The sequence below is a fragment of the Rhizobium sp. WYJ-E13 genome, from assembly GCF_018987265.1.
Lineage (GTDB): Bacteria > Pseudomonadota > Alphaproteobacteria > Rhizobiales > Rhizobiaceae > Rhizobium.
On the sequence record NZ_CP076853.1, the window covers coordinates 1 to 26,550 of the forward strand.

The 26,550-nt window shown below is 59.9% G+C and carries 28 protein-coding genes; 7 read left to right on the top strand and 21 right to left on the bottom strand.

What is annotated here, in order from left to right; translation table 11 throughout:
* Positions 1-15 precede the first annotated feature (15 nt).
* Positions 16-1,569 carry a chromosomal replication initiator protein DnaA gene (gene dnaA, locus KQ933_RS00005; RefSeq protein WP_216756807.1) on the top strand — a complete coding sequence of 518 codons (1,554 nt, stop codon included), beginning with the start codon at positions 16-18 and terminating at the stop codon, positions 1,567-1,569.
* Between the two features lie 133 nt (positions 1,570-1,702).
* Positions 1,703-2,785, top strand: a complete 1,083-nt coding sequence (locus KQ933_RS00010; RefSeq protein ID WP_216756808.1) for a saccharopine dehydrogenase family protein — start codon at positions 1,703-1,705, stop codon at positions 2,783-2,785.
* Positions 2,786-2,880: 95 nt separating this feature from the next.
* Here KQ933_RS00010 and gcvA read toward each other — a convergent pair whose 3' ends face one another.
* Positions 2,881-3,765 (bottom strand): transcriptional regulator GcvA, encoded by an 885-nt coding sequence (gene gcvA, locus KQ933_RS00015; protein WP_216756809.1) that lies wholly within the window; start codon positions 3,763-3,765, stop codon positions 2,881-2,883.
* A gap of 142 nt (positions 3,766-3,907) precedes the next feature.
* Here gcvA and KQ933_RS00020 point away from each other — a divergent pair, with 142 nt between their 5' ends.
* Positions 3,908-4,828, top strand: coding sequence for a DMT family transporter (locus tag KQ933_RS00020; RefSeq protein ID WP_216756810.1), 921 nt, complete (start codon positions 3,908-3,910; stop codon positions 4,826-4,828).
* A 4-nt stretch (positions 4,829-4,832) separates the two neighbouring features.
* Here the strand turns inward: KQ933_RS00020 and hemW are convergent, their stop codons facing one another.
* From hemW to rph, 4 genes are all read right to left on the bottom strand, one after another.
* Positions 4,833-6,035 (bottom strand): radical SAM family heme chaperone HemW, encoded by a 1,203-nt coding sequence (gene hemW / locus KQ933_RS00025; RefSeq protein ID WP_216756811.1) that lies wholly within the window; start codon positions 6,033-6,035, stop codon positions 4,833-4,835.
* A 9-nt stretch (positions 6,036-6,044) separates the two neighbouring features.
* Entirely contained in the window at positions 6,045-6,689 is a 645-nt protein-coding gene (gene rdgB, locus KQ933_RS00030) for an RdgB/HAM1 family non-canonical purine NTP pyrophosphatase (protein WP_216756812.1), read from the bottom strand.
* A gap of 9 nt (positions 6,690-6,698) precedes the next feature.
* Positions 6,699-7,115, bottom strand: coding sequence for a VOC family protein (locus KQ933_RS00035; protein ID WP_216756813.1), 417 nt, complete (start codon positions 7,113-7,115; stop codon positions 6,699-6,701).
* 73 nt (positions 7,116-7,188) lie between these two features.
* Positions 7,189-7,905, bottom strand: coding sequence for a ribonuclease PH (gene rph / locus KQ933_RS00040; protein ID WP_216756814.1), 717 nt, complete (start codon positions 7,903-7,905; stop codon positions 7,189-7,191).
* Positions 7,906-8,082: 177 nt separating this feature from the next.
* Between rph and hrcA the strand changes: the two genes are divergently transcribed.
* Both hrcA and grpE read left to right on the top strand, forming a co-directional pair.
* Positions 8,083-9,171, top strand: a complete 1,089-nt coding sequence (hrcA, locus tag KQ933_RS00045) for a heat-inducible transcriptional repressor HrcA (RefSeq protein ID WP_216756815.1) — start codon at positions 8,083-8,085, stop codon at positions 9,169-9,171.
* Between the two features lie 111 nt (positions 9,172-9,282).
* Positions 9,283-9,918: a nucleotide exchange factor GrpE gene (grpE, locus tag KQ933_RS00050; protein ID WP_216756816.1), complete on the top strand. Its 636-nt coding sequence runs from the start codon at positions 9,283-9,285 to the stop codon at positions 9,916-9,918.
* Positions 9,919-9,991: 73 nt separating this feature from the next.
* Here the strand turns inward: grpE and KQ933_RS00055 are convergent, their stop codons facing one another.
* The gene (locus KQ933_RS00055; protein WP_216756817.1) at positions 9,992-10,936 is read right to left on the bottom strand and encodes a nucleoside hydrolase; all 945 of its coding nucleotides are present in this window, start codon (positions 10,934-10,936) and stop codon (positions 9,992-9,994) included.
* A 282-nt stretch (positions 10,937-11,218) separates the two neighbouring features.
* Here KQ933_RS00055 and KQ933_RS00060 point away from each other — a divergent pair, with 282 nt between their 5' ends.
* The gene (locus KQ933_RS00060) at positions 11,219-11,644 is read left to right on the top strand and encodes an Hsp20 family protein (protein ID WP_216756818.1); all 426 of its coding nucleotides are present in this window, start codon (positions 11,219-11,221) and stop codon (positions 11,642-11,644) included.
* A gap of 47 nt (positions 11,645-11,691) precedes the next feature.
* A complete protein-coding gene (locus KQ933_RS00065) occupies positions 11,692-11,949 on the top strand; it encodes a DUF1150 family protein (RefSeq protein WP_007814896.1) in 258 nt (85 codons plus the stop codon).
* Positions 11,950-12,100: 151 nt separating this feature from the next.
* Here KQ933_RS00065 and KQ933_RS00070 read toward each other — a convergent pair whose 3' ends face one another.
* From KQ933_RS00070 to KQ933_RS00140, 15 genes are all read right to left on the bottom strand, one after another.
* Positions 12,101-12,802 (bottom strand): tRNA (guanosine(46)-N(7))-methyltransferase TrmB, encoded by a 702-nt coding sequence (locus KQ933_RS00070; RefSeq protein ID WP_216756819.1) that lies wholly within the window; start codon positions 12,800-12,802, stop codon positions 12,101-12,103.
* Complete coding sequence (gene metK, locus KQ933_RS00075) at positions 12,799-14,052, bottom strand: methionine adenosyltransferase (protein ID WP_216756820.1); 1,254 nt, start codon at positions 14,050-14,052, stop codon at positions 12,799-12,801. The genes KQ933_RS00070 and metK overlap by 4 nt, the downstream gene beginning before the upstream one ends.
* A 265-nt stretch (positions 14,053-14,317) precedes the next feature.
* Positions 14,318-15,688, bottom strand: a complete 1,371-nt coding sequence (locus tag KQ933_RS00080) for an IS1182 family transposase (protein WP_216755122.1) — start codon at positions 15,686-15,688, stop codon at positions 14,318-14,320.
* A 100-nt stretch (positions 15,689-15,788) separates the two neighbouring features.
* Positions 15,789-16,208: a helix-turn-helix domain-containing protein gene (locus KQ933_RS00085; protein ID WP_183727916.1), complete on the bottom strand. Its 420-nt coding sequence runs from the start codon at positions 16,206-16,208 to the stop codon at positions 15,789-15,791.
* 153 nt (positions 16,209-16,361) lie between these two features.
* Positions 16,362-17,966, bottom strand: a complete 1,605-nt coding sequence (lnt, locus tag KQ933_RS00090) for an apolipoprotein N-acyltransferase (protein ID WP_216756821.1) — start codon at positions 17,964-17,966, stop codon at positions 16,362-16,364.
* Positions 17,967-18,044: 78 nt separating this feature from the next.
* Positions 18,045-19,181, bottom strand: a complete 1,137-nt coding sequence (locus KQ933_RS00095) for a hemolysin family protein (RefSeq protein WP_216756822.1) — start codon at positions 19,179-19,181, stop codon at positions 18,045-18,047.
* Positions 19,178-19,693 (bottom strand): rRNA maturation RNase YbeY, encoded by a 516-nt coding sequence (gene ybeY / locus KQ933_RS00100; protein WP_216756823.1) that lies wholly within the window; start codon positions 19,691-19,693, stop codon positions 19,178-19,180. The genes KQ933_RS00095 and ybeY overlap by 4 nt, the downstream gene beginning before the upstream one ends.
* Positions 19,693-20,745 carry a PhoH family protein gene (locus KQ933_RS00105; RefSeq protein ID WP_183801502.1) on the bottom strand — a complete coding sequence of 351 codons (1,053 nt, stop codon included), beginning with the start codon at positions 20,743-20,745 and terminating at the stop codon, positions 19,693-19,695. The genes ybeY and KQ933_RS00105 overlap by 1 nt, the downstream gene beginning before the upstream one ends.
* An 18-nt stretch (positions 20,746-20,763) precedes the next feature.
* Positions 20,764-22,173, bottom strand: coding sequence for a tRNA (N6-isopentenyl adenosine(37)-C2)-methylthiotransferase MiaB (miaB, locus tag KQ933_RS00110; RefSeq protein ID WP_216756824.1), 1,410 nt, complete (start codon positions 22,171-22,173; stop codon positions 20,764-20,766).
* A gap of 338 nt (positions 22,174-22,511) precedes the next feature.
* The gene (locus tag KQ933_RS00115; protein ID WP_216756825.1) at positions 22,512-23,309 is read right to left on the bottom strand and encodes a 1-acyl-sn-glycerol-3-phosphate acyltransferase; all 798 of its coding nucleotides are present in this window, start codon (positions 23,307-23,309) and stop codon (positions 22,512-22,514) included.
* Between the two features lie 27 nt (positions 23,310-23,336).
* On the bottom strand, positions 23,337-23,765 hold the full coding sequence (locus KQ933_RS00120; protein WP_183727935.1) for a Fur family transcriptional regulator: 429 nt from the start codon (positions 23,763-23,765) through the stop codon (positions 23,337-23,339).
* 34 nt (positions 23,766-23,799) lie between these two features.
* Positions 23,800-24,300 carry an N-acetyltransferase gene (locus KQ933_RS00125; RefSeq protein ID WP_216756826.1) on the bottom strand — a complete coding sequence of 167 codons (501 nt, stop codon included), beginning with the start codon at positions 24,298-24,300 and terminating at the stop codon, positions 23,800-23,802.
* Positions 24,297-24,956 carry a tRNA (adenosine(37)-N6)-threonylcarbamoyltransferase complex dimerization subunit type 1 TsaB gene (tsaB, locus tag KQ933_RS00130; RefSeq protein WP_216756827.1) on the bottom strand — a complete coding sequence of 220 codons (660 nt, stop codon included), beginning with the start codon at positions 24,954-24,956 and terminating at the stop codon, positions 24,297-24,299. The genes KQ933_RS00125 and tsaB overlap by 4 nt, the downstream gene beginning before the upstream one ends.
* Positions 24,957-25,044: 88 nt before the next feature.
* Positions 25,045-25,611, bottom strand: coding sequence for a NifU family protein (locus tag KQ933_RS00135; protein ID WP_216756828.1), 567 nt, complete (start codon positions 25,609-25,611; stop codon positions 25,045-25,047).
* Between the two features lie 107 nt (positions 25,612-25,718).
* Positions 25,719-26,210 carry a universal stress protein gene (locus KQ933_RS00140; protein WP_007814929.1) on the bottom strand — a complete coding sequence of 164 codons (492 nt, stop codon included), beginning with the start codon at positions 26,208-26,210 and terminating at the stop codon, positions 25,719-25,721.
* Between the last annotated feature and the right edge of the window lie 340 nt (positions 26,211-26,550).

Here is a 26,550-nt window from a genome sequence, read left to right on the forward strand (position 1 = left end):
ATGAAAGGCGGCATTATGCAGATGAATTCGATGACGACGGGTGCACTGGATAACGGGGAAGCTGCACAGCAGTCTTTCGGTTCTATTCACCTGAGCGCAACGGAAGAAAAGGGCGAGATGAAGCATGGCGTTCTCTTTGAACGCGTCAGCGCGCGTCTGAAGGCACAAGTCGGTCCTGACGTCTATGCAAGTTGGTTTGCACGGCTCAAGCTTCATTCAGTTTCCAAGAGTGTCGTCCGTCTCACCGTTCCCACGACCTTTCTGAAGTCGTGGATCAACAACCGGTATCTCGATCTCATTGTCGGCCTGTTCCAGGCTGAAGATCCCGAAATCCTGAAAGTCGAGATCCTTGTGCGCACGGCAACGCGCGCCGGCACTAAGGCGCTGGACGATGCAGTCTCGGCCGAGCCGGTGGCGCAGCCGACCCAGCTTCGCCGTCCGGTTTCTGCTCAGCCGGCGGGGCAGATCGTCCAGCAGGCCGTTTCGGCGGCTGCCGCGGCCCGTCCGGCGAGCGCCGGTTCGCCACTCTTCGGCTCCCCACTGGATTCCCGCTTCACTTTCGACACCTTCGTCGAGGGCAGCTCCAACCGCGTGGCGCTCGCCGCCGCAAAGACCATTGCGGAAGCAGGTCAGGGCGCCGTGCGCTTCAACCCGCTCTTCGTACATGCGACCGTCGGCCTCGGCAAAACCCATCTGCTGCAGGCGATCGCCAATGCCGCCGTGCAGAACCCGCGTGGCCTGCGCGTCGTCTATCTGACGGCGGAATACTTCATGTGGCGTTTTGCGACCGCAATCCGCGACAATGACGCGCTGACGCTGAAGGACTCGCTGCGCAACATCGACCTTCTGATCATCGACGACATGCAGTTCCTGCAGGGCAAGATGATCCAGCATGAGTTCTGCCATCTGCTGAACATGCTGCTCGACAGCGCCAAGCAGGTCGTCGTCGCCGGCGATCGAGCGCCTTGGGAGCTGGAATCGCTCGACCCGCGCGTCCGTTCGCGTCTGCAGGGCGGTGTGGCGATTGAGCTCGACGCCCCGGATTACGAGATGCGTCTCGAAATCCTGAAGCGTCGTCTGATGGTGGCCCGTTTGGAAGATCCGTCACTGGAAATCCCGGCCGAGCTGCTGCAGCATGTCGCCCGCAACATCACTGCGAGCGGCCGCGAACTGGAAGGCGCCTTCAACCAGTTGATCTTCCGCCGCTCCTTCGAGCCGAACCTGTCGATCGAACGTGTGGATGAGCTTCTCGCCCATCTCGTCGGTTCCGGCGAGCCGCGCCGTGTGCGTATCGAGGATATTCAGCGTATCGTCGCGCGTCACTACAACGTCTCGCGCCAGGAACTGGTTTCGAACCGCCGCACGCGCGTCATTGTCAAGCCGCGCCAGATCGCAATGTATCTGGCGAAGACACTGACGCCGCGCTCCTTCCCGGAGATCGGCCGCCGCTTCGGTGGACGCGACCATACGACGGTTCTGCACGCCGTGCGCAAGATCGAGGAACTGATCTCGGGAGACACGAAGCTTTCGCATGAGATCGAGCTCTTGAAGCGCCTCATCAACGAATAATCGGTGCATTGCCACCGTGAACCGGCAGCCGGGAGTGATCCCGGCTGTTTTCTTTTATAAGCGTTTTATTCTATACAGCCTCCACGTGAGAAAATTGCGTCGGTGACGAATGTCGGCGCTCGGGAGGACATCAATGAGTTTTGAACGGATTGCCGTGATCGGCCTGGGCAAGGTCGGGCGGCTGGCGGCAACGCTTTTGCATGAGGGCGGCTTCGAGGTTATCGGCGTTGATGCGCAACCGCCCGTGGGCGACCCGCCCTTCAAATGCCGGGCCGGCGATATCACCGACGTCTCCGTCATCGGTGAGCTGCTGTCGAGCGTCGAGGCGGTCCTGTCCTGCCTGCCCTATCATCTGAATATCGAGCTGGCGCGCGCCGCTCATCTTGCCGGCATCCATTATTTCGATCTGACCGAGGATGTGCCGACCACCAATTTCATTATCGAGCTTTCCAAGACCGCTCGCGGGCTGATGGCGCCGCAATGCGGCCTGGCGCCGGGCTTCGTCGGCATCGTCGGCGCAAGTCTTGCCGATGGCTTCGACCGCTGCCGCTCGATCCGCATGCGCGTCGGCGCTCTGCCACAGAACCCGACCGGACTTCTGGGTTATGCCTTCAACTGGTCGCCGGAAGGCGTGGTCAATGAATATCTGAATGACTGTGAGGTCATCGAGGGCGGCGTGCGCAAGCTCGTCTCGCCGATGGAATGGCATGAGACGATTTATGTCGGTGGCGTCAAGCTGGAGGCTTTCACGACCTCTGGCGGTCTCGGCACCATGTGTGACACCATGCTCGGCAAGGTCGATAACCTAGATTACAAGACGATGCGTTATCCGGGCCATATGGAGCTGATGAATTTCTTCTTCCATGAGCTTCTGATGCGCGACAGGCGACAGCTCGCCGGCGAAATCCTGACCAATGCAAAGCCACCGGTCGATGACGACGTCGTCTATGTGCATGTCGCGGCCGAAGGCACGATCAATGGCACCCTGCGCCGCAAGGAGTTCGTGCGCGCCTATTATCCGATCGAGATTGCCGGCGCGCGGCGCACCGCGATCGCCTGGACGACATCGGCGTCGGTGGTTGCCGTCATCGAGATGGTCCGCGACGGCTTGCTGCCGACCAGCGGTTTCCTGCATCAGGAGCATATTCCACTGGAGATGTTCCTGAAGACGCCGACGGGTAGTCTCTTCAAGGCAGGGGCGACGAGCAGGGACTAAAGCAATTCCCGCAAACGTGCGCAGCGGTCTTGCGTCCGGAATTGCTTAAAGACAAAAGCAGAGCATTTCCGTGTTTCGAAGTAAACGGGACTGCTCTAAGCCGTCGCTTCCGAAAGTAGCCAGCGTCGAAACGCAGCGACCGCCGGGCGCTCCAGCGCTGTGCCCGGATAGACCAGATGGTAGGCGAGCTTGCTTGTGAGCCCTAACGGAAACGGCGCCACAAGCCGGCTTTCGGCAAGCTCCTTCTCGATGAAGGAGCGGCGCATCAGCGCCACGCCGAAGCCTGACTTCATCGCTTCGAAAGCGCCATTGCCGTCGCTGAAGATAGGACCGCGGGAGGCATCGACTTTCGTTGCGCCCGCGGCCGCCAGCCAGAGCTGCCAGTCGCGGCGGTAGACGTCGTGGATGAGCTGATATCCGGCGAGATCGTCGGGCGAAGGATCTGCGCCAAGCGCTGCGGCAATCGTCGGTATACAGACCGGTACCAACTCGTCATCGACCAGCCGTTCGCTGATCAGCCCTTCGTAGCCGCCAAGTCCATGGCGGATGGCGAGATCGATCCCGTCGCGTTCGAAATCGAACATGCGGTGGGAGGCGCTGATGCGCACATCGATATCAGGATGCATGTCCTCGAACCGCTGAAGCCGCGGCAGCAGCCAGTGCGTCGCAAAACCCGCCGTACAGGTGAGCGCCAGCGCATTGCCGCGCCGTCGTGCGGTCAGCGATGCCGTTGCCTCGCGCACGAGCTGGAAGGCGGTGCGCAGCGTCGCGAAATAGTCCCGGCCTTCCGCCGTCAGCAGAATTTGCCGGGTCCGCCGCTCGAAAAGCGAGACGCCGAGCGAAGCCTCGAGATCACGGATCTGCAGGCTGACAGCGCCGGGCGTGACATGCAGCTCATGCGCCGCCTGTGTCATGCTCAGGTGACGCGCTGCCGCCTCAAATGCGCGTAGGGCCGATAGCGGGGGCAATGTATCATTCATGCTTTAGCTCAGCTCAATCATAAAGGAAGAAATGCTCGTTTGTCAGACGATAAGGAATACTAATAAAAATGGATATTTCTGGCAAATCTTCGTGGATGCGCCGCGAAGGACGATTTAGCAGAACTCGATAAAGGAGATTGTCATGGCACTGCAGAAATCCATGGGCGCCGTAGAATGGGCTATGCTGATCGTCTTGTCGCTTCTCTGGGGCGGCTCCTTCTTCTTCAACGGCATTCTCGTGAAAACACTGCCGCCCTTCACCATCGTGACCGGACGCGTGCTGCTTGCCGCTATCGCGCTCAATCTGATCGTGCATGCCATGGGCCACGCCATGCCGCGCGACAGGCAGAGCTGGATCGCTTTCTTCGGCATGGGGCTCTTGAATAACATGATCCCCTTCTGCCTGATCGTCTGGGGCCAGACACATATTGCAAGCGGCCTTGCCTCGATCCTCAATGCCACGACGCCGCTCTTCGCCGTGATCGTTGCTCATGTGCTGACGGCAGACGAAAAGTTGACGATAAACCGTCTTTTCGGCGTGATCGTCGGATTTGCCGGCGTTGCCTACATGATCGGCTTCGACGCTTTGAAGGATCTCGGCTCGAACGTGCTTGCCCAACTTGCGGTCCTCGGTGCGGCCTTCTCCTATTCGCTGGCTGGCATATGGGGACGGCGATTCCGCCGGATGGGCCTTGCGCCGCTTATTCCAGCCGCCGGACAGGTGACGGCTTCGACGGTACTGATGCTGCCGATCGCCCTGGTCGTCGACCAGCCTTGGACGCTCGCCATGCCCTCCACCGAGACTTGGCTGGCGCTATCAGGCCTTGCGATCCTCTCGACTGCCGTAGCATATGTGCTCTTCTTCCGAATCCTGGCCACGGCAGGTGCCACTAACCTGATGCTGGTGACCTTCTTGATCCCCGTGAGCGCGATTCTGCTCGGCGCGGCGGCTCTCGGCGAGCAGTTGCAGCTCAAGCATCTGCTCGGCATGGCCCTGATCGCGGTCGGCCTTGCGGCGATCGATGGAAGGCTCGTCAATCTGGGGAGGAGACGCGTCGCCTGACGCTTCAGCAGGCGAGGTCTGCGACGACGGAATCAAGGATGAGCATGCCTGCCGGCGTACAGCGCAGGCGGGAATTGCCGATCCGCTCGATGAAGCCGTGCTCCAGTAAAAACTCTTCGCGTTTCGGATCGGGATCGCGGCCAGAAAGCTGCTGCCAGCGGGCAAGGTCGACGCCTTCCTTCAGACGCAGCCCCATCAGCAGCAATTCATCGGCCTGCTCATCGAAACCGAGACGCTCTTGCTCGATGATACCGTGCCCGTCGCGTTCGACGAGCTCCAGCCAGGCTTCCGGCTTGCGTTCCGTAGCAGTCGCGATCTTTTCTGCGCCGCGCGTCAGGCGCCCATGCGCGCCGGGGCCGATGCCGGCATAGTCACCATAGCGCCAGTAGGTGAGGTTGTGGCGGCTCTCCGCGCCGGGCCGGGCGTGGTTGGACACTTCATAAGCCGGCATACCTTCGCGCTCGGTAATCTCTTGCGTGGCTTCGTAGAGCGCGGCCGACTGATCTCCGTCAGGTACGACCAGTTTTCCGGCCTTGTGCAGGCCATAGAACGGCGTGCCTTCCTCGATGGTGAGCTGATAGAGCGAGAGATGGTCGACAGCGTAGGAAATGGCTTCTTTGAGTTCCCGCTCCCATTCTTCCACCGTCTGGTTTGGGCGGGCATAGATCAGGTCGAAAGACATGCGCGGGAAGATGTCGCGCGCGAGCTTGATCGCCTTCAGCGCATCGGCGACATCATGCAGCCGACCGAGGAATCTAAGATCGCGATCGTTCAGCGCCTGCACGCCGAGCGAGACACGATTGACACCGGCGGCGCGATAGCCGCGGAAGCGTTCCGCTTCGACGCTGGAAGGATTGGCCTCCATCGTGATCTCGATACCGTCAGGAACGTGCCAGTGCCGCGAGATGCCATCAAGGATCGCGTCGACCGTTTCCGGCTTCATCAGCGACGGCGTGCCGCCGCCGAGAAAGATGCTGGTCACCGTCTTCGGCCCGCTCATCTGACGAGCCGTTGCGATCTCCTTCAGGAAGGCCGCGACGTAGCGTTCCTGATCGACCGGCTGATGCCGGACATGGCTGTTGAAATCGCAATAGGGACACTTCGCCGCGCAGAAAGGCCAATGCACATAGATCCCGAAACCGGGCTCACCGGTATCGGGCAGAAGTTTTGCATCGCGCATCAGTGCAGGCGACTCGATCATGTTCAAAGCTTGGCCTTATGCTTCCAGGCAGGTTTCGACAAAGAGCTTGAAGGCGCGAGCGCGGTGCGACAGGGCCTGCGGCTTGCCGATGCTCCATCCGTGCTTTTCTTCCGCGCTCATCTCGCCGAAGGTCACATCATAGCCTTCCGGCTGGAAAACCGGATCATAGCCGAAACCCTGTGTTCCGCGTGGCGGCCAGGCGACCGTGCCTTCCACTTCGCCGCGGAAAAGCTCGGTATGGCCATCCGGCCAGGCAAGGCAGAGCACGCTGACGAAACGGGCAGTGCGTTGCTCGGGCTTGGTGGCGCCGGCCTTTTCCAGTGCTCTCTCGACCTTCTCCATGGCCATGTTGAAATCGCGGCTGCCATTGCCGGTTTCCGCCCAATCGGCGGTATAGACGCCGGGATCACCGCCGAGCGCATCGACGACGAGGCCTGAATCATCAGACAGGGCCGGCATGCCGGAGGCTTGCGCCGAGGCGAGCGCCTTGATCGTCGCATTTTCCTCGAAGGTCGTCCCGGTTTCTTTGGGTTCGATGAAATTGAGCTCGGCAGCTGATTTGGCAGTAAAGCCCAGCGGCCCGATCAGATCCTGGATCTCACGGATCTTGCCCTGGTTATGGCTGGCAACGACAATGGTCTTGGTTTCGAGCTTGCGCATAAAATATCCTTATTCCATGCCCCAGATTTTCGCTTCCGCGCATTCCAGACTGTTGCCGCTGGGATCGCGGAAATAAATGGATCGGCCGCCCTGCGGCCAGTGAACCTCGGATTCGATAGCGGTGCCGGCAGCCTTCAGCTTCCTGGCCATCGCATCGAGATCATCTCCCGAAACCCTGAAGCAGGCATGGCCCTTTCCGGTCGTGCCGTGCGGCGGAACCTGCAGGCTGTCAGGTGCCGGCGGCTTCACCGTTTCCTCCGGGTTGAAGATCAGGAGCACGCCCGGCCCGCAGCGGAAGAATACATGGCGGTTGCCCGAACGCGTAATCTTCTCAAGGCCCAGAATATTCCCGTAAAAAGCTTCGGCCGCATCGAGATCGGTTGCATAAAGCGCTGTTTCGAGAATGCCTTTGATGGGTTGCGCCATTGCCCGCCCCTTGTCCGGCCTTGCCCCGGAAGCAGGGACAAGGAAATTCACTGGCTAGGCTTGAATGGAAGCCTCAGGCGATCGCCTGCTTTTGCAAGTCGACCAGTTCGGCAATGCCTGCCTTGGCAAGGCCCATCAGCGAAGAGAATTCCTCCTCGGTGAAAGGCGTGCCTTCTGCCGTACCCTGGATCTCGACGATGCCGCCGGCGCCCGTCATGACGAAATTGGCATCGGTCTCGGCTGAGGAATCTTCGAGATAGTCGAGGTCGATGACCGACTGGTTGGCGAAGATGCCACAGGAAATCGCCGCGACATGATCCTTCAGCACGCGGTCGGCCTTGATCATGTTGCGGGTTTCCATCCAGCGCAGGCAGTCGTAAAGCGCAATCCAGCCACCGGTGATCGAGGCCGTGCGCGTGCCGCCATCTGCCTGGATGACATCGCAGTCGAGCGTGATCTGGCGTTCGCCGAGCGCAGTCAGATCGACCACGGCGCGCAGCGAGCGGCCGATGAGGCGCTGGATTTCCTGCGTGCGGCCGCCCTGCTTGCCGGCAGCGGCTTCGCGCTTCATGCGTTCGCCGGTTGCGCGCGGCAGCATGCCGTATTCGGCCGTGACCCAGCCCTTTCCGGTGTTGCGCAGCCACGGCGGCGTCTTGTCTTCCAGGCTTGCGGTGCAGAGCACATGCGTATCGCCGAACTTCACCAGGCAGGATCCCTCGGCATGCTTGGAAAAATTGCGCTCGAAGGAGACCTTGCGCATCTGGTCGGTTTTTCTGCCTGAAGGCCGCATTCTCTTCTCCTGAAACATGATGCCGAAAAGCGGAAGCGCTGCCCGGCAATTCCATGCATGCATTGTATCGTCGCCCGCTTCTACGATTGGCCGCGCGCATTTGCAAATTCCCTTTTGCCACGGGGGGCAGATTGGCTATATTTCCCTGATATCATTCAGTGCGGGTGCGAAAAGTTCATGAGCTACAGGTCGACATCAATTTCAGATGCCGTGGCCGCGCTGGATGAACGATCCAAGGAAATCTTCCGGCGCATCGTCGAAGGCTATCTGGAGCATGGCGAGCCCCTGGGCTCCCGCAATCTCTCGCGTCTTCTGCCTATGTCACTGTCGCCCGCCTCCGTGCGCAACGTCATGAGCGACCTGGAGGAATTGGGGCTCATCTATTCGCCGCATGTCAGCGCCGGGCGCCTGCCCACGCAGGTGGGCTTACGTTTCTTTGTCGATGCCTTCATGCAGGTTGGCGATCTCTCGGCGGAGGAGCGGGCCAGTATCGACCGCCAGGTGCGGGCTGGAAATCGCGACAATCCTGTGGAATCGATGATGAACGAGGCAAGCCGCATGCTCTCGGGCATTTCGCGCGGCGCTGGCCTCGTCATTACCTCCAAGAGCGATTCGGTGCTGAAACATGTCGAGTTCATCCGCCTGGAGCCCACCAAGGCACTGGCGGTGCTTGTCGGCGATCACGATCAGGTGGAAAACCGCATCATCGAGTTGCCCGCGGGCGTCACCTCTTCGCAGCTCACCGAAGCCGCCAATTTCCTCAATGCGCACATGACCGGCCAGACGCTGCCGGAACTGCGCCTGCAATTGAGCCGGCTGAAAGATGAAGTTCGCCATGAGCTCGATGCGCTATCGCAGGATCTCGTGGAGCGCGGTATCGCCGTCTGGGCCGGCAGTTCGGACGAGTCCAAGCCGGCACAGCTGATCATTCGCGGCCGCGCAAACCTGCTGGAAGGTGTAGGCGGCACGGAAGATCTCGACCGGCTGCGCCTACTGTTCGACGATCTCGAGAAGAAGGATAGCTTGATCGAGCTCCTGAATCTCGCCGAAAGCGGACCCGGTGTGCGTATCTTCATCGGTTCGGAAAACAAGCTCTTCTCGCTTTCCGGCTCTTCATTGATCGTTGCGCCCTATCGCGATGATGATGACCGCATTGTTGGTGCAGTTGGTGTCATAGGCCCGACCCGACTCAATTATTCGCGTATCGTCCCGATGGTCGATTATACCGCCCAGCTCGTTTCACGCCTTTCACGCGGCTCTCTTTGAAATATTTCGCAGAACCGTTCGAATTTTCGCTTCTTCGTCACGTAGACTTGATTTTTTCCGGCCAAACATCGATATCGGGCGCATCTGAGAATATATGAACCGGAGACCGTCATGACTGATGAAACGACGCAAAACGGACCTGACGCAGCTACGGCGGAAGCCGCAGCCGACGATGCCGCAAACGTCGAGAATGAAGCCGTGAAGGAAGCAGATGCAGGCGAACCGGATGCGCTTGAGCTTCTGAAGGCCGAAAATACCGAACTGCGCGACCGCTATCTGCGGCTCGCTGCCGAAATGGACAATCTGCGCCGCCGCACCGAGCGCGAGGTCAAGGACGCCAAATCCTACTCCGTTGCAGGCTTCGCTCGCGATATGCTGGCCGTTTCGGACAATCTGCGCCGGGCGCTCGACGCCATTCCTGCCGAAGCAAAGGCCGCTGCCGATGCCGGCCTGACGACGCTGATTGAAGGTGTTGAGATGACCGAGCGTTCCATGCTCTCGGCACTCGAGCGCCACGGGGTTCGCAAACTGGAGCCGGTCGGCCAGAAGTTCGACCCGAACTTCCATCAGGCGATGTTCGAGGTGCCGAATACAGAAGTGCCGAACAATACGGTCGTGCAGGTGGTGCAGGCCGGTTTTTCCATCGGCGAGCGCGTGCTGCGCCCGGCCATGGTCGGCGTCGCCAAGGGCGGTCCGAAACTCGTGGAAGCTGAGGCCAACTCGGTGCTGGACGAGAAGGACGCCTAAGGCGACAGGAATACCTGAAAATGAAGAAAGGCCGCGTTAGCGGCCTTTCTTGTTCCTGTCTAATCTTGGCGGATCATATCCGCGCAAAACGCTCGACCAGCAGATCGAAAAAGCCGTCGGCATCGACGTAGCGCATGACCTTCGCATTGCGCTTGCGCTCGGTCACATGCCACCAGTCGACGACGGTCATCCCGACGGTCAGTTCGGATTTGACCTCGATCTCGACATTGCAGTCCCGGCCCTTGAAGAGTTCGGGTTTCAGCAGATAGGCCACCGTCGTCGGGTCGTGCAGCGGGCCGCCGTCCGAGCCGTATTTTTCTATGTCGAAGCGCTCGAAGAATTCCAGCATCTCCACCATCGCCTTGGCCGGCGCGGTGCCGATCGCGGCCATGCGCTTCACGCGATCCTTGCGGGTCAGAAGCTGGTGCGTCACGTCGAGCGGCATCATGACGATGGGCACGCCCGAGCGGAACACGATATCGGCGGCTTCCGGATCGACATAGATGTTGAATTCGGCGGCCGGCGTGATGTTTCCGCCTTCAAAGAAACCGCCGCCCATCATCACCAGTTCCCGGATACGCATGATGATATCGGGCGCCTTCTGGAAGGCCATGCCGATATTGGTCAGCGGTCCGAGCGTACAGAGCGTGACGGTGCCTTCCGGTTCGCGTCGCAGCGTTTCGATGATGAAGTCGACGGAAGGCTGCCCCTGCAGCGGCATCGTCGGTTCGGGAAGTGTCGGGCCATCGAGACCTGTCTTGCCATGCACGTGCTCGGCAGTGACCAGCTTGCGCGCGATCGGCCGGTCGGCGCCGGCAAAGACCTTGATGTCGGTCCGCTTGCAAAGCTCGCAGATGATGCGCGCGTTGCGGCTTGTCAGAGACAGTGGCACGTTGCCGGCGACGGTGGTGATGCCCAGCACATCGAGCTCTTCCGGGCTGCCGAAGGCCAGCATGATCGCGGCGGCATCATCCTGGCCGGGGTCGGTGTCGATAATGATCTTTCTCGGTTCTGCCATCCGAATCGTTCCATCCTGTGGTGCGCGTCGTTGTGGCATGCACCTTCTCATTGTCTTCACGCTCCCGTCGCAAATCAGCACATCGCGCCGGGGCGTGTTTTGATGCGGGGCGCTGCGTCCTTTGTCAAGGAAACGGTCTTATGAGACTTTGCCTTAAATTGTGAGAGGCCTGACCGGCGGCTATCACGCCTTGCAGCGGGCAACCATCGTTCCCATATGAGCGGGTACCCGGATGCTGCATGTGAGGTCCGGAGAGGTCGCTTGCATCAAGGACTTTGGAAGATGAGCCGCATCACCCCTTTCGCCAGCCCGCTGCTTCTGGGCTTCGATGCCATGGAAAAGACGCTTGAGCGGATTTCCAAGGCGAGCGACGGATATCCACCCTATAATATAGAGCGCATCGCCGCAGGTGACGACGCGCCCGAACGACTACGAATTACGCTTGCCGTCGCCGGTTTCAGTGAAGAAGAGCTCGATGTGTCCACTGAGGAAAACCAGCTTCTGATCCGTGGCCGTCAGCTCGATCAGGGCGAGCGCGATTACCTCTACCGCGGTATTGCGGCGAGACAGTTCCAGCGCACCTTCGTTCTCGCCGATGGCATGCAGGTTTTAGGCGCATGCCTCAAGAACGGTCTGCTCTCTGTCGATCTAATTCGACCGGAACCGGCGCGCATGGTCAAGAAAATTAACATTTCGGTTTCACAGTAGCACAACGGTTTGTTGAACCGTTGGTCCCTTCTCCCGGAGGAACAGGAATGTTGATGAAAGAAGCCACGTCGCGTCTGACCAAGTCGGAACTTGCCGGCATCGGCAATGGCGAGGTCGCCTATATTCGCAAAATACGCAATGAAGAGGTCGCCAAGTGCTTCCCCGAGGCGCCGGATATCGATCCGAGCGTTGATCTTTGGGCATTGTTCGGCGCCGATGGTACCCCGATCCTGCTGACGGACAACCGCTCGAGCACCTTCTTCAAGGCTGCCGAAGACGAGCTGAAGACAGTCAGCCTGCATTGATCACGACCGGTCTGCCGCAGGGCTGGCCGTCAGAATGCATGTGTGAAGAATGATAATGGGCGATGCGAGGCGCCCGACGGCTCTGTGATAGACAAGGCCGTCGAGGATGTCGTGATGGCCGATTTGCCCTGAAAGCTCCCATTTAAGCAGGTCAGACACGCTTGAAGGTGAGATAGGCCGAGGAGCGGCCTTCACGGCGGGCCTTGGCTTCATAGCGGGTGCTCGGCCAGCCTTCATAGGGCGTCAGCCAGTCGGCGGCATTCTGGGCCATCCATTCGAAGCCGCCATGGTCGCGGCATTTCAACAGAGTCCAGTTCACATAGGTGTCGATATCGGAGGCGAAGCAGAAGTGCCCGCCCGGCTTCAGCACGCGGTGAAAACGGTCGAGATTGGTCTTCGAGACGAAGCGCCGCTTCCAGTGCTTCCGCTTCGGCCAGGGATCTGGATAGAGCAGGTCGATCTGGTCGAGGCAGCTATCGGGAAGCCAGTCGAGAAGTTGCGTCGCATCGTCGTTGTAGACACGCACGTTGCGCGCACCGGTTTCATCGACGCGCGCCAGCAGTTTCTGCATGGAATTGATGAAGGGCTCGACGCCGATAAAGCCCGTCGAAGGCGTTTCCAGCGCGCGGTGGATGAGATGCTCCCCGCCGCCAAAGCCGATCTCCAGCCGCATCTTTTCGACCTCGACGGGATATAGCTTCTTCAGCGGCTCCGGGGGAGCCGCTGAGAGATCGACAATGAATGCCGGGAGCAGGGTAGCGAGCCTTTCGGCCTGCTGTTCACGCAGAGCCTTGCCCTTGCGGCGACCAAAGAAGGCTTCGGTCGCCCGGCCCCGGCGCTCCATGTCCGTCATGCAGCAGCCTTAGTCCTGACGGCATCCTTGAGCGCCTTCACGAGGTCCGTGCGCTCCCAGGAGAACGAGCCGTCTCGGCCGGCCTTGCGGCCGAAATGGCCGTAAGCCGAGGTCTTGGCATAGATCGGCTTGTTGAGGTCAAGGTGACGGCGGATGCCCGACGGCGACAGGTCCATGTTCTGACGGATGGCGGCTTCGACCTGATCCTCGGAAACACCCTTGCCGGTGCCGTGCAGGTCGACATAGATCGACAGCGGCTGCGCGACGCCGATGGCGTAGGAGAGCTGGATCGTGCAACGGTCGGAAAGGCCGGCAGCGACGACGTTCTTGGCGAGGTAACGGGCAGCATAGGCGGCAGAACGATCGACCTTCGTCGTGTCCTTGCCGGAGAATGCGCCGCCGCCATGCGGAGCAGCACCGCCGTAGGTGTCGACGATGATCTTGCGGCCCGTGAGGCCGGCATCACCATCCGGGCCGCCGATGACGAACTTGCCGGTGGGATTGATGTACCACTTGCAATCGTCGGCAATCTTCAGGTCGCCGAGGGCTTCGCGGATATAGGGCTCGACGACGCTGCGAACCTTCTTCGAATCCCAGCTTTCATCGAGATGCTGGGTGGAAAGAACGATCGAGGTGGCTTCCGCCGGCTTGCCATCGACATAGCGTACGGTCACCTGGCTCTTGGCGTCGGGGCCGAGCTTTGCGACTTCGCCTTCGCCCTTCTTGCGGGCAGTGGCGAGCAGCTGCAGGATCTTGTGGGAATAGTAGATCGGCGCCGGCATGAGGTCAGGGGTTTCCTTGCAGGCGTAGCCGAACATGATGCCCTGGTCGCCGGCACCTTCGTCGCCCTGCTGGTCGGCTGCGCTGTCCACGCCCTGGGCGATGTCGGCCGACTGCGAGTGCAAGAGCACGTCGATCTTGGCCTTCTTCCAGTGGAAGCCGTCCTGCTCGTAGCCGATGTCCTTGATGGCGCGGCGGGCCGCAGCCTTGAACTTCGACGGGTTGATGACGTCGTTGCCGTCCTTGTCCTTCTTCATCAGGCTCGGCGGCAGGCGAACTTCGCCGGCGATGACGACGCGGTTGGTCGTTGCGAGAGTTTCGCAGGCAATGCGCACGCCCCACGGATTGACGCCCGTCTTTGCCGCTTCGCGGTAGACCAGATCGACGATCTCGTCGGAGATGCGGTCACACACCTTGTCCGGGTGACCTTCGGCAACAGATTCGCTGGTAAAGAGATAGTTCGCGCGCATTCCGGGATTCCCCTCAAAGAATAAAAGCAGCCTAGTAGGTACTCAGTTCGGGCCTGAATGACAAGCACAGAAGGACATAAATATATCTTTATATCTGCGGCGAAATGACAAATTTTGCCTTAAAAACGCAAAAAGGCGGCCTTTTGGGCCGCCTTCAGACCGCTGACAAACCCGTCGATTTTGTCGGCGGTTTTTTGTCGGAACGCCCGGTGAAGTGACGTTTTGCCGATGAGGTTGGTCTGATGAGAATTACGGCTGTCTGGCCTTATCCCCAGGCTGGCTTTGGGGTCTTGGTCAGCGCTATGGTGATCTTCTTGATGTTCTGGGCGGCAGCGGCCAGCAGGCATTGGCAGCGGACTCTGACGAGGCCTCGGAAGCGGGCGTAGCGGTGGCCGTGAAGTTGTTTGGCGTCGGCAAAGGAACGTTCGACGGTCTCTTTTCGCCGCTTATAGATTGCCTTGCCCCAGGGTGTCTTTCTGTTGGCATCTGTTCGTTCTCGGGCGTCTTGCCAGACATGGCGGGTGATGGTGCGCTCAGCCTTGGCATTGGACGTGCAGGAGGCAAGCAGCGGGCAGTTTCGGCAGATGGCAGGATCGGAGCGGTAGTGCTTGTAGCCGTTGCGGTCGGTGGTGGCATAGGTCAGCAACTGGCCCTCGGGGCAGCGATAGCCGTCCGTCTCGGGCTCGAACACGAACTTCGATTTGCGCATCATCCCGTCCTTGGGTGGGGTGGGATTGCGATAGCCGGTGACGCCGAGGATTTTTCTGTCCTCCAGTCCCTTGGCGATGCCTGATGTCGCATAGCCCGCATCGAGCCCGACCGCGCCGACATGCAAGTCGAAGCGGTCGCGCTGCCGGTCCAGCCGCTCCAGGTAGACGATCGAGTCATGCACATTGGCCGGCGTCACATGCGTGTCGGTGATGATGGCATGGCGACCATCGACGGTCCGATGATCGAGATAAAAGAAGCCCTTGGGCTTGCCGTCGCGCACCATGTAGCCGCTTTCAGGGTCGGTGCGGCTGACCTTGGTTTCCTTCACCTCGGGCTCGCGCGCCTTCTCCTTCAGCGGCTTCTGGCCATGCGCGGCCCGTTCGGCCTCGATCGCCCGGTCAAGATCGGCCCAGTAATCGGCCCGCGATTTCTGGAGCATCTCAAGATCATATTTGCCCTTGTTGGCATTGGCCTTCAGATGCGTGGAATCCGTATACAGTACCGTGCCGTCGACCAGGCCGTGCCGGATCGCCTGCTTCACGATCGCATCGAAGATGTCCTGGACCACGGACGTATCGTTGAAGCGGCGGCGACGGTTTTGCGACAGCGTCGAGGCATCGAAGACCGGCTCAGTCAGCTTCATCCGAAGGAACCAGCGATAGGCGACATTGACCTCGATCTCGCGCACCAACTGCCGCTCCGAGCGAACCCCGAACAGGTAGCCGATGAACAGAGCCTTGAACATTAAGGTAGGATCGAGCGGCGGACGCCCGTTGTCGGCGCAGTAGAGCCCGGCAACACGATCATGGATGAAGGAAAAGTCGATCACCGCATCGATCTTGCGAAGCAGGTGATCCTTCGGCACCAGGCTGTCGAGCGTCACCATCTCGAGAGCCGTTTGTTCGGGAGCAGGTTTCTTCAACATGTCCCAGTGAATCACAAACCCCTGGCTGTGGCCAGGGGTTTGTCAGCAGTCTGAAGGCGGCCTTTTGGGCCGCCTTGAGTTTTTCCGAGCGTGGGGACGCTCAGTCGGAGTCGGCTTCCGCCGCCAGTGCTTTCACCAGTTCGACGACCTTGCGACGAACCTTGGGATCGGTGATCTTCACAAATGCGCGGTTGAGCTGGAGTCCCTCCGAAGAGGAGAGGAAATCGACGACGTAGTTCGAGCTCGAGGCTTCCGACATGCCGGTCACGGCACCGGAATGTTCTCCGGGAGCGTCTTCGAAAAAGAAGGAAACGGGAACGTTGAGGATGCTCGAAATATTCTGAAGGCGGCTGGCGCCAACGCGGTTGGTGCCCTTTTCGTATTTCTGGATTTGCTGAAAGGTGATGCCGAGGCTTTCCCCGAGCTTCTCCTGACTCATGCCCAACATGGTACGGCGAAGTCGAATGCGGCTACCGACATGGATGTCGATAGGATTCGGCTTCTTCTTATTTTCAATCATGGTCGTGCCCTAGCAAAGAAAAATTCAACCTTGTTCTAACCGGCATGCCCTGACCTCATTCCGTAACGCCACGTTGCAAGTCGCAATAACCCACCCTGAAGCATACGTTACTAACGCCGATTGCTGCCACTATGCAATTTTAGGGGTTTTTGGTCAATTCAACCTGAAAATAAAACCCCTGCGTGAAATTAGCGCAATGCCTATCAGTAACGTTTCAGTCAACCAGAAGTACGTTTGGCGGGGGTAGGGGCTTCCTCTGTTTTTTTTGTATCCATCGAGAGTTGCATCAATAAAGCCAATTTCGTCCAATTTAAGACCTGAAACGATTTCGCCACGCGCGTCTACAACCGCCGAAATTCCGTTATTCGCATCGCGAATCAGCGGCAAACCGGTTTCGACCGCCCGTACGCGTGCCTGCTGAAAATGCTGGTAGGGACCCGGTGTTGAACCGAACCAGCTATCGTTCGTGATGTTCAGAATGGCGTTCGCTTGGTCGATGTCGCCGGTCATTTCGTCCGGGAAGATGATTTCGTAGCAGACGAGTGGATAGAATTTCAGTCCGCTCGGAAGCTCGAGCAGATGCCGGCTGGCGGCCGCCGAAAAACCGCCCGGCATCTCCACAACATTCTGGATACCGAGTTCGTTGAGCATGTCCTCGAAGGGAAGATATTCGCCGAAGGGAACGAGATGCACCTTGTCGGAGGCGGCGACGATCTGCCCCCGGCCGTCGATCACATAGATCGAATTGTAGTAGCGGGTGGGATAGCCGGGGCCGAGTTCTTCGGCGCGAACGGCGCCCGCAATCAGGATCTGGTCATCGTCGAGCGTATCGGCAATCCGCGTCAGTGCATCCTTGTTATCGGTGAGGATGAAGGGAATCGAGGTTTCCGGCCAGACGATGATGTCGGGCCTCCTGCCGCCTTCCTTGGGAGCTTCCGTCGAAAGCTTGAGATGTGTCTCGAAGATCGCCTCGCGATCCGCATCGTTGTCCATCTTGACCGATTGATCGATTGCCGGCTGGACCAGGCGAACGACCGGCCGCTTGTCCTCGGGTAACGCCTCGGGCTTCGGGGTGAGATAAAGGATATAGGCGCCGTAACCGAGATGCGCTGCAAAGAGGATGGCCGCGAGGCTGATGCCGAGTTTCGCTCCCTGCCGGGTTCCGATGAGGGCAGGAGCGGCAAAGACGAAGACCGAGAGAGCCGTCACCCCCATGGTGCCGATCACATGCGCAGACTGCATCATGAGAGGCATGGGCATCATGGCATAGCCGATGGCGTTCCACGGAAAACCGGTGAAGATGAAACTGCGTACCCACTCAAGCAGGCCGAAGCTGGCAGCAAGTGCTGCAATCCGCCCCATGCCGTCGGACCACAAGATACGCGCAAGTGCTGCAGCCAACCCATAAAAGATCGCAAGGCAGGATGGAAGCCCGAGGACTGCGAGCGGCAAGGCCCAGGCAAACTCGTCTGAATCGATCAACAGCGCATGCCCAAGCCACCAGAGCCCGGCGACGAAATAACCGAAGCCGAACAGCCAGCCCGTGGCAAAGGCCGGCCAGAGCCTGCCGAGAAGGCTGCTTTCCGGTGAGGTGGCCGCTCCGTCGATCAGCCAGACGAGCAGCGTGAAGGAAACGAACATCGCAGCGAAGAAGCCGACGGGGGGCAGTGCCAGGACGCCAAAGGCACCCGCTGCGATCGCAAGCAATGACCGTTTGAAACCCCAGACGAGGATAATCCTGTCCGCAAGCCGCTCCATGCGCACTCCCATCAAAGCCGCGAATCAATTCAGTCGCAGTCTTTCAAAAAAGCGCGCGCTTGTCGTCTTACGGAAAGGTCAGTTTGCGGTCGATTCCGCCGGCCGGTCGTCATTTCCATCGCCAATGGGCGGCCCGTCACCATCCGCCTTGGCGCGGCGGCGGATTGCCTGGCGCTTGCGCGTGATGCGCACCCGCTTGATGCGGCGCGGATCGGCATCGAGGATGTGGAACTCGAAGTCGGGCAGGGCCTGGACGACTTCACCGCGCACCGGGATGCGCCCGAGTGCCGAGAAGATCAGACCGCCCAGCGTATCGACCTCGTCGATCTGTTCGCTGATGTCGAAATCCGGGCCGATGGCTTCGGCAATGTCCTCTAGTTCGACACGGGCGTCGGCAACGAAGACATCTTCAGAAACGCGCTTGAACATGACTTCTTCATCATCATGTTCGTCGTCGATATCGCCGATCACCATCTCCACGATGTCTTCGTGCGAGGCAAGGCCATCAGTACCGCCATATTCGTCAATGACCAGCGCCATCTGCGTGCGGTTTACCTGCATGCGACGCAGCAGATCGGAGGCCAGCATCGAGGGCGGCACGAAGAGGATCTGTCTGATAATGCCGGTTTCGGCGAGCGTCTTCTGCAGGTCGACGCGTCCGAGGTCGAAGTTCGGCTTGGCCGAGCGCGGCGCCTTCTGGATATTTTCCGGAGAGACCTCGATCGCCGGCGCGCCTGCCGCAGGCTTCGTGCCGCTACGGCGCTTGTTGCGCGCCTGCTTGGCGATATAGGAAAGAAGGTCGCGGATATGCACCATGCCGCGCGGATCGTCGAGCGTTTCGGCATAGACCGGCATGCGCGAGCGGCCGCTTTCCTCGAAGAGGATCATCAATTCGCCGATGGTGATGGTCTGGTCGACCGCCTCGATATCGGCACGCGGCACCATGACGTCGGCGACGCGCACTTCGCGGAAGCGCAGGATATTGTGGAGCATCGCCCGCTCGTCGGGCGAAAAGGCATCGGCCGCTGCCGGGTCGGTCATCAGCGCATCGGCGATATCTTCGCGCAGGCGCGAACCCTGTTGTGGTCTTAAGATTCGCGCCGCGCGCGACCAGAAGGATTGCGGTCGGTGTCGACTACTGCCACCCTCGTCGGAAGAGGAGGATTGGTCGGAGTCCTTGGCGTCTGACGCCGGCTTCGTTGAAAAGTCGCTCATGGTTCCATTTTAAGGTCTTGACCCTCGTAGGGGTCAGATAGGCCGAGTACTGCCAAAATGCGAGTCTCCAGCCTCTCCATAATTTCGGCTTCGTCATTATTCATATGGTCGTAGCCGAGCAGGTGCAAGAAACCATGCACCATAAGATGAGTGAGATGATCGTCAAAGCTCTTTTCGAGCTCTCGCGCCTCGCGCTCTACTGTTTCTAGGGCGATGATGATATCGCCGAGCATCGGCCCGGGCATTTTGCCGGGTTTGACCGGGAAGGCCGGAAATGACAGCACGTTGGTCGGCTTGTCCTTACCGCGCCATTCCGCATTGATGTCCTGGATGGAAGCATCGTCGGTAAAGACGAGCGAAACTTCCGGCGGCATCTTCGGGAAGGGCTGCTTTTCCTCTTCCCGCAAATAGGTGGCCGCCGCACCCAGTACGCGTTCGCCAAGGGCATGCAACACGTCTTCGGTGGGCCAGCCCATGTCCTCGATGCTGATCTGTATGTCGAGTTCGGCCATCAGTCCTGCCGGCTGGCCTCTTCGTTTGCCGCTATATAGGTTGCGTCATAGGCCTTGACGATACGACCGACCAGCGGATGGCGCACGACGTCGACGTCCTTGAAGCGCACCATCGAAATGCCCTCGACATCGTTCAGCAGATGCAGCGCTTCCACGAGGCCGGATTTGACGCCGCGCGGCAGGTCGATCTGGCTCGGGTCGCCGGTGATGATCATCCGCGAATTCTCGCCAAGACGCGTCAGGAACATCTTCATCTGCATCGCCGTGGTGTTCTGCGCCTCATCGAGGATGATTGCAGCGTTGGCGAGCGTGCGTCCGCGCATGAAGGCGAGCGGCGCAATTTCGATGACGCCGGCGGTGATCGCGCGCTCGACCTTGTCGCCGGGGATCATGTCGTAAAGCGCGTCGTAGAGCGGACGCAGATAAGGATCGACCTTCTCTTTCATGTCGCCCGGCAGGAAGCCCAGACGCTCGCCGGCTTCGACCGCCGGTCGCGACAGGATGATCTTCTCGACGGCGCCGCGCTCCAAAAGCTGGGCTGCGTGGGCGACGGCGAGATAGGTCTTGCCGGTGCCGGCGGGGCCGACGCCGAACACCATCTCCGAGCGCTCGAGCGCCCGCATATAGGCATCCTGTGTCGGCGTGCGCGCGATGATCGTCTTCTTGCGCGTCGAAATCTGCGCCATCGTCAATTTGGCTTTTTTCTCCATCGTCGGCAGCGTGAGCTGGTCGTCGGCGGCAACCGCCATGCGAATTGCGCCTTCCACATCCGAATGCTCCACACTGCCGCCTTTCTGGAGTTTTTCATAGAGGTAATCCAGTGTGCGCCGCGCCTGATTGGTCGCCAGCACATCGCCGGTGATGACAACGGAATTACCGCGCGCCCGCGCATCGATATTGAGCCGCTGTTCCAAGAGCTTCAGATTCTGATCGAACTGTCCGAAAAGTTCGCTGGCGAACCGATTGTTCTCGAACGTCAGGACGAAGTGATTGGCGTCGCTCGCAATGCGTGGGTGGCGCGGTGAAGTAGAAACCAATTCCTGTCCGTTCAAGCGGTCGGGCTCCCTGGGTTAGACCTCAGCCTCTGCGCGTTCGGCAAACAGGCTGTTGGTTCCGGTTCCTGTGATTCGCACTTTAATAATGTCACCGATTTGCGATGCTTTTGCATCAACATTCACGGACTGCAGCCACGGTGAGCGTCCGATGAGCTGTCCAGGCATACGGCCCGGCTTTTCGAGGAGAAGATCGATTTCCTTGCCGATGCAGGACTCGTTGAATTCCTGCGTCTGCCTGAGAAGCAGCGCCTGCAGGCGTTCCAGCCGTTCTGCCTTGATATCTTCCGGCACCTGGTCCTTCAATTCCGCACCGGGGGTACCCGGCCGCGTCGAATATTTGAACGAGAAGGCTTGCGCGTAACGCACCTCCTCAACGAGCTTTAGTGTATCCTCAAATTCCGCATCTGTCTCCCCCGGAAAGCCGGTAATGAAGTCGCCGGAGAGGGCTATGTCGGGACGCGCCTTGCGGATGCGCTCGATGAGGGAGAGGTATTCTGCTGCCGTGTGCCGGCGGTTCATGGCTTTGAGAATACGGTCAGAACCCGCCTGGACCGGCAGGTGTAGATAAGGCATCAGCGTGCGAAGGTCGCGATGCGCCTCGATCAGCCGGTCGTCCATGTCGCGTGGATGGCTGGTCGTGTAGCGAAGCCGCGCAAGGCCGGGGATATCGGCAAGCCGGTAGAGCAGGTCGCCAAGGCTCCACTCCTCGCCCTTCGGGCCGAGGCCATGCCAGGCATTGACGTTCTGTCCGAGAAGGGTGATTTCGCGCACGCCGCCATCGACGAGCCGCATTGCCTCTTCGACGATCTGAGAGACCGGTCGCGAGACCTCGGAACCGCGCGTATAGGGCACGACGCAGAAGGTGCAGAATTTGTCGCAGCCTTCCTGCACGGTCAGGAAGGAAGTCACGCCGCGGGCACGGATCTTCGGCGCCTCGGCAATCGGCAGGTGCTCGAACTTGTCCTCGATCGCATATTCCGTATCTACGACGCGGTGGCCTTCCTTGGCGCGGCGCAGCGCTTCGGGCAGGCGGTGATATGTCTGCGGGCCGATAACGACATCGACAGCCGGTGCGCGACGCAGGATTTCTTCGCCTTCAGCCTGAGCGACGCAACCAGTGACACCGATCATCATCTCGTGGCCGTCGGCAGCCTTGCGTTTCTTCATCTCGCGCAGGCGCCCGAGCGCGGAATAGACCTTCTCGGCGGCCTTCTCGCGGATATGACAGGTGTTGAGCAGGACGAGGTCTGCCTCTTCCATGTCCTCGGTCGGCTCATAGCCGTCGCGCGCAAGAGCATCGCTCATGCGCGTCGAGTCATAGACGTTCATCTGGCAGCCATAGGTTTTGATGAAAACTTTGCGGCTGTTGGAGCCATCGCGAAGAGAAGTCTCCGGGGCCTGAAGAAGGGCGCTGTCCTGGGTCATGGCGCGCTATTTAGTAGTTTTTGACGCGCGAGAAAAGGGACTCTCGCCTTAGAGCTTTCCTGGTTAGATTGAAGCATTCTGCCGGAGCAGGTTTTCGTCAGGGCAAAGGCGATTGGCGAAGGGCATACCCCAAGGTACGTCCGAGCCGATCGCCTTTGATCCTGGCGCAAAGATGCCCGGCCCTAGCTGGTTTGCAAGCAAACCAGCGGGTTGGCTGAAACGGGCCGTCTGATCGACCGGCCGGCTTGGCCGTAGATCTGGCTACGACGCGCGCCGGCCGGTCGACCATCCGACTCCGTTTGAGCCAACAGAATGCTTCAATCTAACCAGGAAAGGCTCTAACCGATGTCGCGGCCGCGCAGACTGCTGTTCAACAGGTTGCGGATGCGGGCGGAGATCATTGTGCTGACCGCCTTCCTATTGGTCTTCTCGCCATATTCGACCGCCTCGCCAAAGGAAACTTCGACGTCGATCGCCCCGCATTTCAGGATGTCGCTGAGATGTGGCAGAAGCTCGATATCGCCGGGCCAGGCCGCAAGCGGACGATGGTAGCGGCCCATGGCGATACCATGGACCTGCGTATAGGCGATGGACACCGGCTGGACCATAACCATGCCGGTCGGGGAATGGGGCACCGCCATGGCAGCCGCGCCGAAGAGCGACGATTTGACTTCCAGCAGGCGATTTCCGTCGGAGGTCGTTCCCTCGGGAAACAGCACGACGATTTCGCCGTCTGCCATGCGGCCGGCGATCTCGCTCGCCTGATCGCCGGTGCGGCGTTTTTCCTCGCGCACCACGAAGACGCTCTTCTGCAGCTTGGCGAGCGTGCCGAAGATCGGCCAGTCGCGCACCTCGATCTTGGCGATGAAAGCGACGTCGGCAATGGCCGACATGACCATGATGTCCATCCACGAGGAGTGGTTCGAGCAAAGCATCAGCGGACGGCGGCTTTCAAGCGTGCCGCCCACGCGAATCCGGATGCCGAGACAATAGCAGACGATCCGATGCCAGAGCCGGGGCAGTGTGCGGCGCAGCTTCCAGTCGAAATAAAGCGCCAGAACCTGCAGCGGCATGAGCAGGATGCTCGCGACAATGATGACGGTAAGCGCGAAGGTAATGCGCAGCCAGACGATCAAATGCGGCGCTCCCGGACTGCCATCCTATCAGATTTCGTCTTTCTTCAGCGGGATGCCGTAGAGTTCCAGCCGATGATCCACGAGCTTGAAGCCGTGTTCGCGCGCGATGCGTTCCTGCAATGCCTCGATTTCCGGTGAGCGGAATTCGATGACGACGCCGGTCTTCAGGTCGATCAGGTGATCGTGATGTTCTTCGGGGACAGTCTCGTAGCGGGAGCGGCCGTCACGGAAGTCGTGGCGGGCGATGATGCCGGCATCTTCGAACAGCTTCACCGTACGATAGACCGTCGAGATCGAAATCTTGGCGTCGACCTTGACGGAGCGGCGGTAAAGCTCTTCGACGTCAGGATGATCTTCGGAGTCTTCGAGAATGCGCGCGATCACGCGGCGCTGCTCCGTCATGCGCATGCCGCGTTCAGCGCAAAGCTCCTCAAGGGTCTTGGCTTCGTCAGTCATGGCTGCTTTCTCGTTATTCCTGTCGAGAAGGGAACTACCGAAGAACGCGCTTCATGACAAGCGCCGTGGAGGTAGCCCCATTGGCGTCCTTATAATAGCCCTTGCGTTCGCCCGCCTGCTCGAATCCGAGCTTGCGATAGAGGCCAAGGGCGGCGGTATTGCCGTCGTCGACTTCCAGGAACATGCTCTCGCCGCCGCGAAGACGCGCCTCGCGCATGGCGGCCTGCATCAGCCGCCAGCCGAGGCCGCAGCGAGCAACCTTCGCCTGTACGGCAACGGTCAGGATTTCGGCCTCGCCCGCCGCCTGGCGCGCAAGGACGAAGCCCGGCAGAGTCTTCTTCAGGATGGCATTGGTCTGGCGGGCGACGAAGCCGAAGACGGTGTTCTGCGAAAGCAGGCTGTGGAATTCGCCGTCACCCCAAGGGCGCGCAAAGCGCTCGCGATGCAGCACGGAAACATCGAGGCAATCCTCCGGCCCCATCGCGACGATTTCGAATTCCGGCTTCAGCGTCAGATAGGCTTCCAGCATTGTCATACTCTTGCAATCGCGTACCCGGCCTGCGGTTTGGCATCGGGTCCGCGCAGATAAAGGGGTTTCGGCTTTCCGGAATTCGGGCTCGCGGCCGCACCGAGGCGCGCCACGATGGAGATCGGGAAGGAGTTGGCCTGCTCGCCTGCCACATCGGGCTTCAGGAGTGGTGTCGCTGAACCGGTGATCTCACCGTCGAAACCGGCGGCAAAAGCCTTGGCCTCCGATACGCTCGCCGCACGCGCCTCGTCGAGCGGCGTGCCGTCGGCTGCGAAGGACTGGAGGTAGATTTCGTCCCGCTTGGCATCCATTGCCGCAAGCACGGGCCGGCCCGGCATCTTTTCGCGCTGGGCAGCCGCCATGACTTCGAGTGTCGTGATACCGACGGCTGGCACATTGAGGGAAAGCGCAAAACCGCGGGCTGCAGCAACGCCGACGCGGATACCGGTGAAGGAGCCTGGTCCGATGGTGACGGCGAGGCGGTCGACATCCGAGAGCGTGACGCCCGCCTGATCCAGCGCGCGGTCGACGATACCCATCAGATGTTCAGCATGTCCCTTGCCGATCATGTCCGATGCCTCCCCCAGCACCGTATTCCTGCCGCTGTCATAAATAGCGGCAGCGCAATCTACACCTGCCGTGTCGAGCGCCAGAACGATCATGCCATCAATTTCCGAATAAACTATTGTCGCCTATCCATAAATCCGTCTGGCCGAACCGAATATGAACGGCCGGACGCATCAGAGATTTTTAAGCGGCAATCACTTCCTGCACTTCCGGAACGAAATGGCGCAGCAGGTTCTGGACACCGTGTTTCAGCGTTGCCGTCGAAGACGGGCAGCCGGAGCAGGAGCCCTTCATGTTCAGATAAACCTTGCCGTCCTTGAAGCCACGGAAGGTGATGTCGCCACCATCCTGGGCAACGGCCGGACGCACACGGGTCTCAAGCAGTTCCTTGATGGTCAGCACGATCGATTCATCGCCTTCGTCGAAGAATTCATCGCCCGAATCGACATCTTCCGAAAGGATGGAAGCGTCGCCCATGACCGGTTTGCCGGACATGAAATGCTCCATGATCGAGCCGAGAATAGCCGGCTTCAGGTGCTGCCACTCGGCATTGTCCTTGGAGACGGAGATGAAATCGTAGCCGAAATAGACGCCTGTGACGCCCGGAATTTCAAAGAGACGGGCAGCGAGCGGTGAAGCCTGGGCCTCATCGGCATTGCGGAATTCGGCCGTGCCGTTTTCCATCACCACCTTGCCGGGGAGGAACTTCTGCGTGGCTGGGTTCGGCGTGGCTTCGGTCTGAATGAACATCTCGCTCTCCATGCGGCGGGCTGTGACCTCTGCCGTCTTTAGAATTCTTCAAAAGAAAATAAGCCTATTGTCCGGCCGATTCAAGAGACTGATACTCAAGAAATGGCTTAACAGAGGGCGTCGATTTCCTCGTTGGTCAGTGTGTCGGGCAGCACGGTGACCGGAATGGGAAAGGCCGCTCCACGCCCTGCGACGGAGGATACCAGCGGTCCCGGTCCTTCTTTGGCGGAGCCTGCGGCAAGCACGAGGATGGCGACGTCCCGGTCTTCCTCTATCACCGCATTGATCTGCTCGGCCGAATTGCCCTCGCGGATCACGATCTCAGGCTCGATGCCGATCGTCTCGCGCACGATCTGTGCGATCTTTGCGACGGTGGCTTCCGCCTCCTCGCGGGCTTCCGCCCGCATGATCTCCTCGACGCCGAGCCATTGCTGGAAATCGCCTTCGGGGATCACGTAGAGAAGGACGAGGCCGCCATTGGAATTCTTGGCGCGCCGCCCGGCATAATGGACGGCGCGTTGGCATTCGGGTGTCCCGTCGATCACCGCCATGAATTTGCGGCGATGACCTTCGAGCCGTGAGAGTCGCTTTGATACCATGGTGCGGACTCTGACACCTGTGACCGAAAATTTGCAAGCCCCCGTTTTGCACGGGAGCTCTGCATGTCGATGGGATTAGAGCCTTTCCTGGCTAGCTTGCAGCATTCTGCCGGAGCAGGTTTTCGTCAGGATCAAAGGCGATTGGCGAATGGCATGCCCTTGTTACGTCCGAGCCGATCGCCTTTGATCCTGGCGGAAAGATGCCCGGCCCTAGCTGGTTTGCAAGCAAACCACCGGGGTTGGCTGAAACGGGCCGCCTGATCGACCGGCCGGCTTGGCCGTAGATCTGGGCTACGACGCGCACCGGCCGGTCGACCATCCGACTCCGTTTGAGCCAACA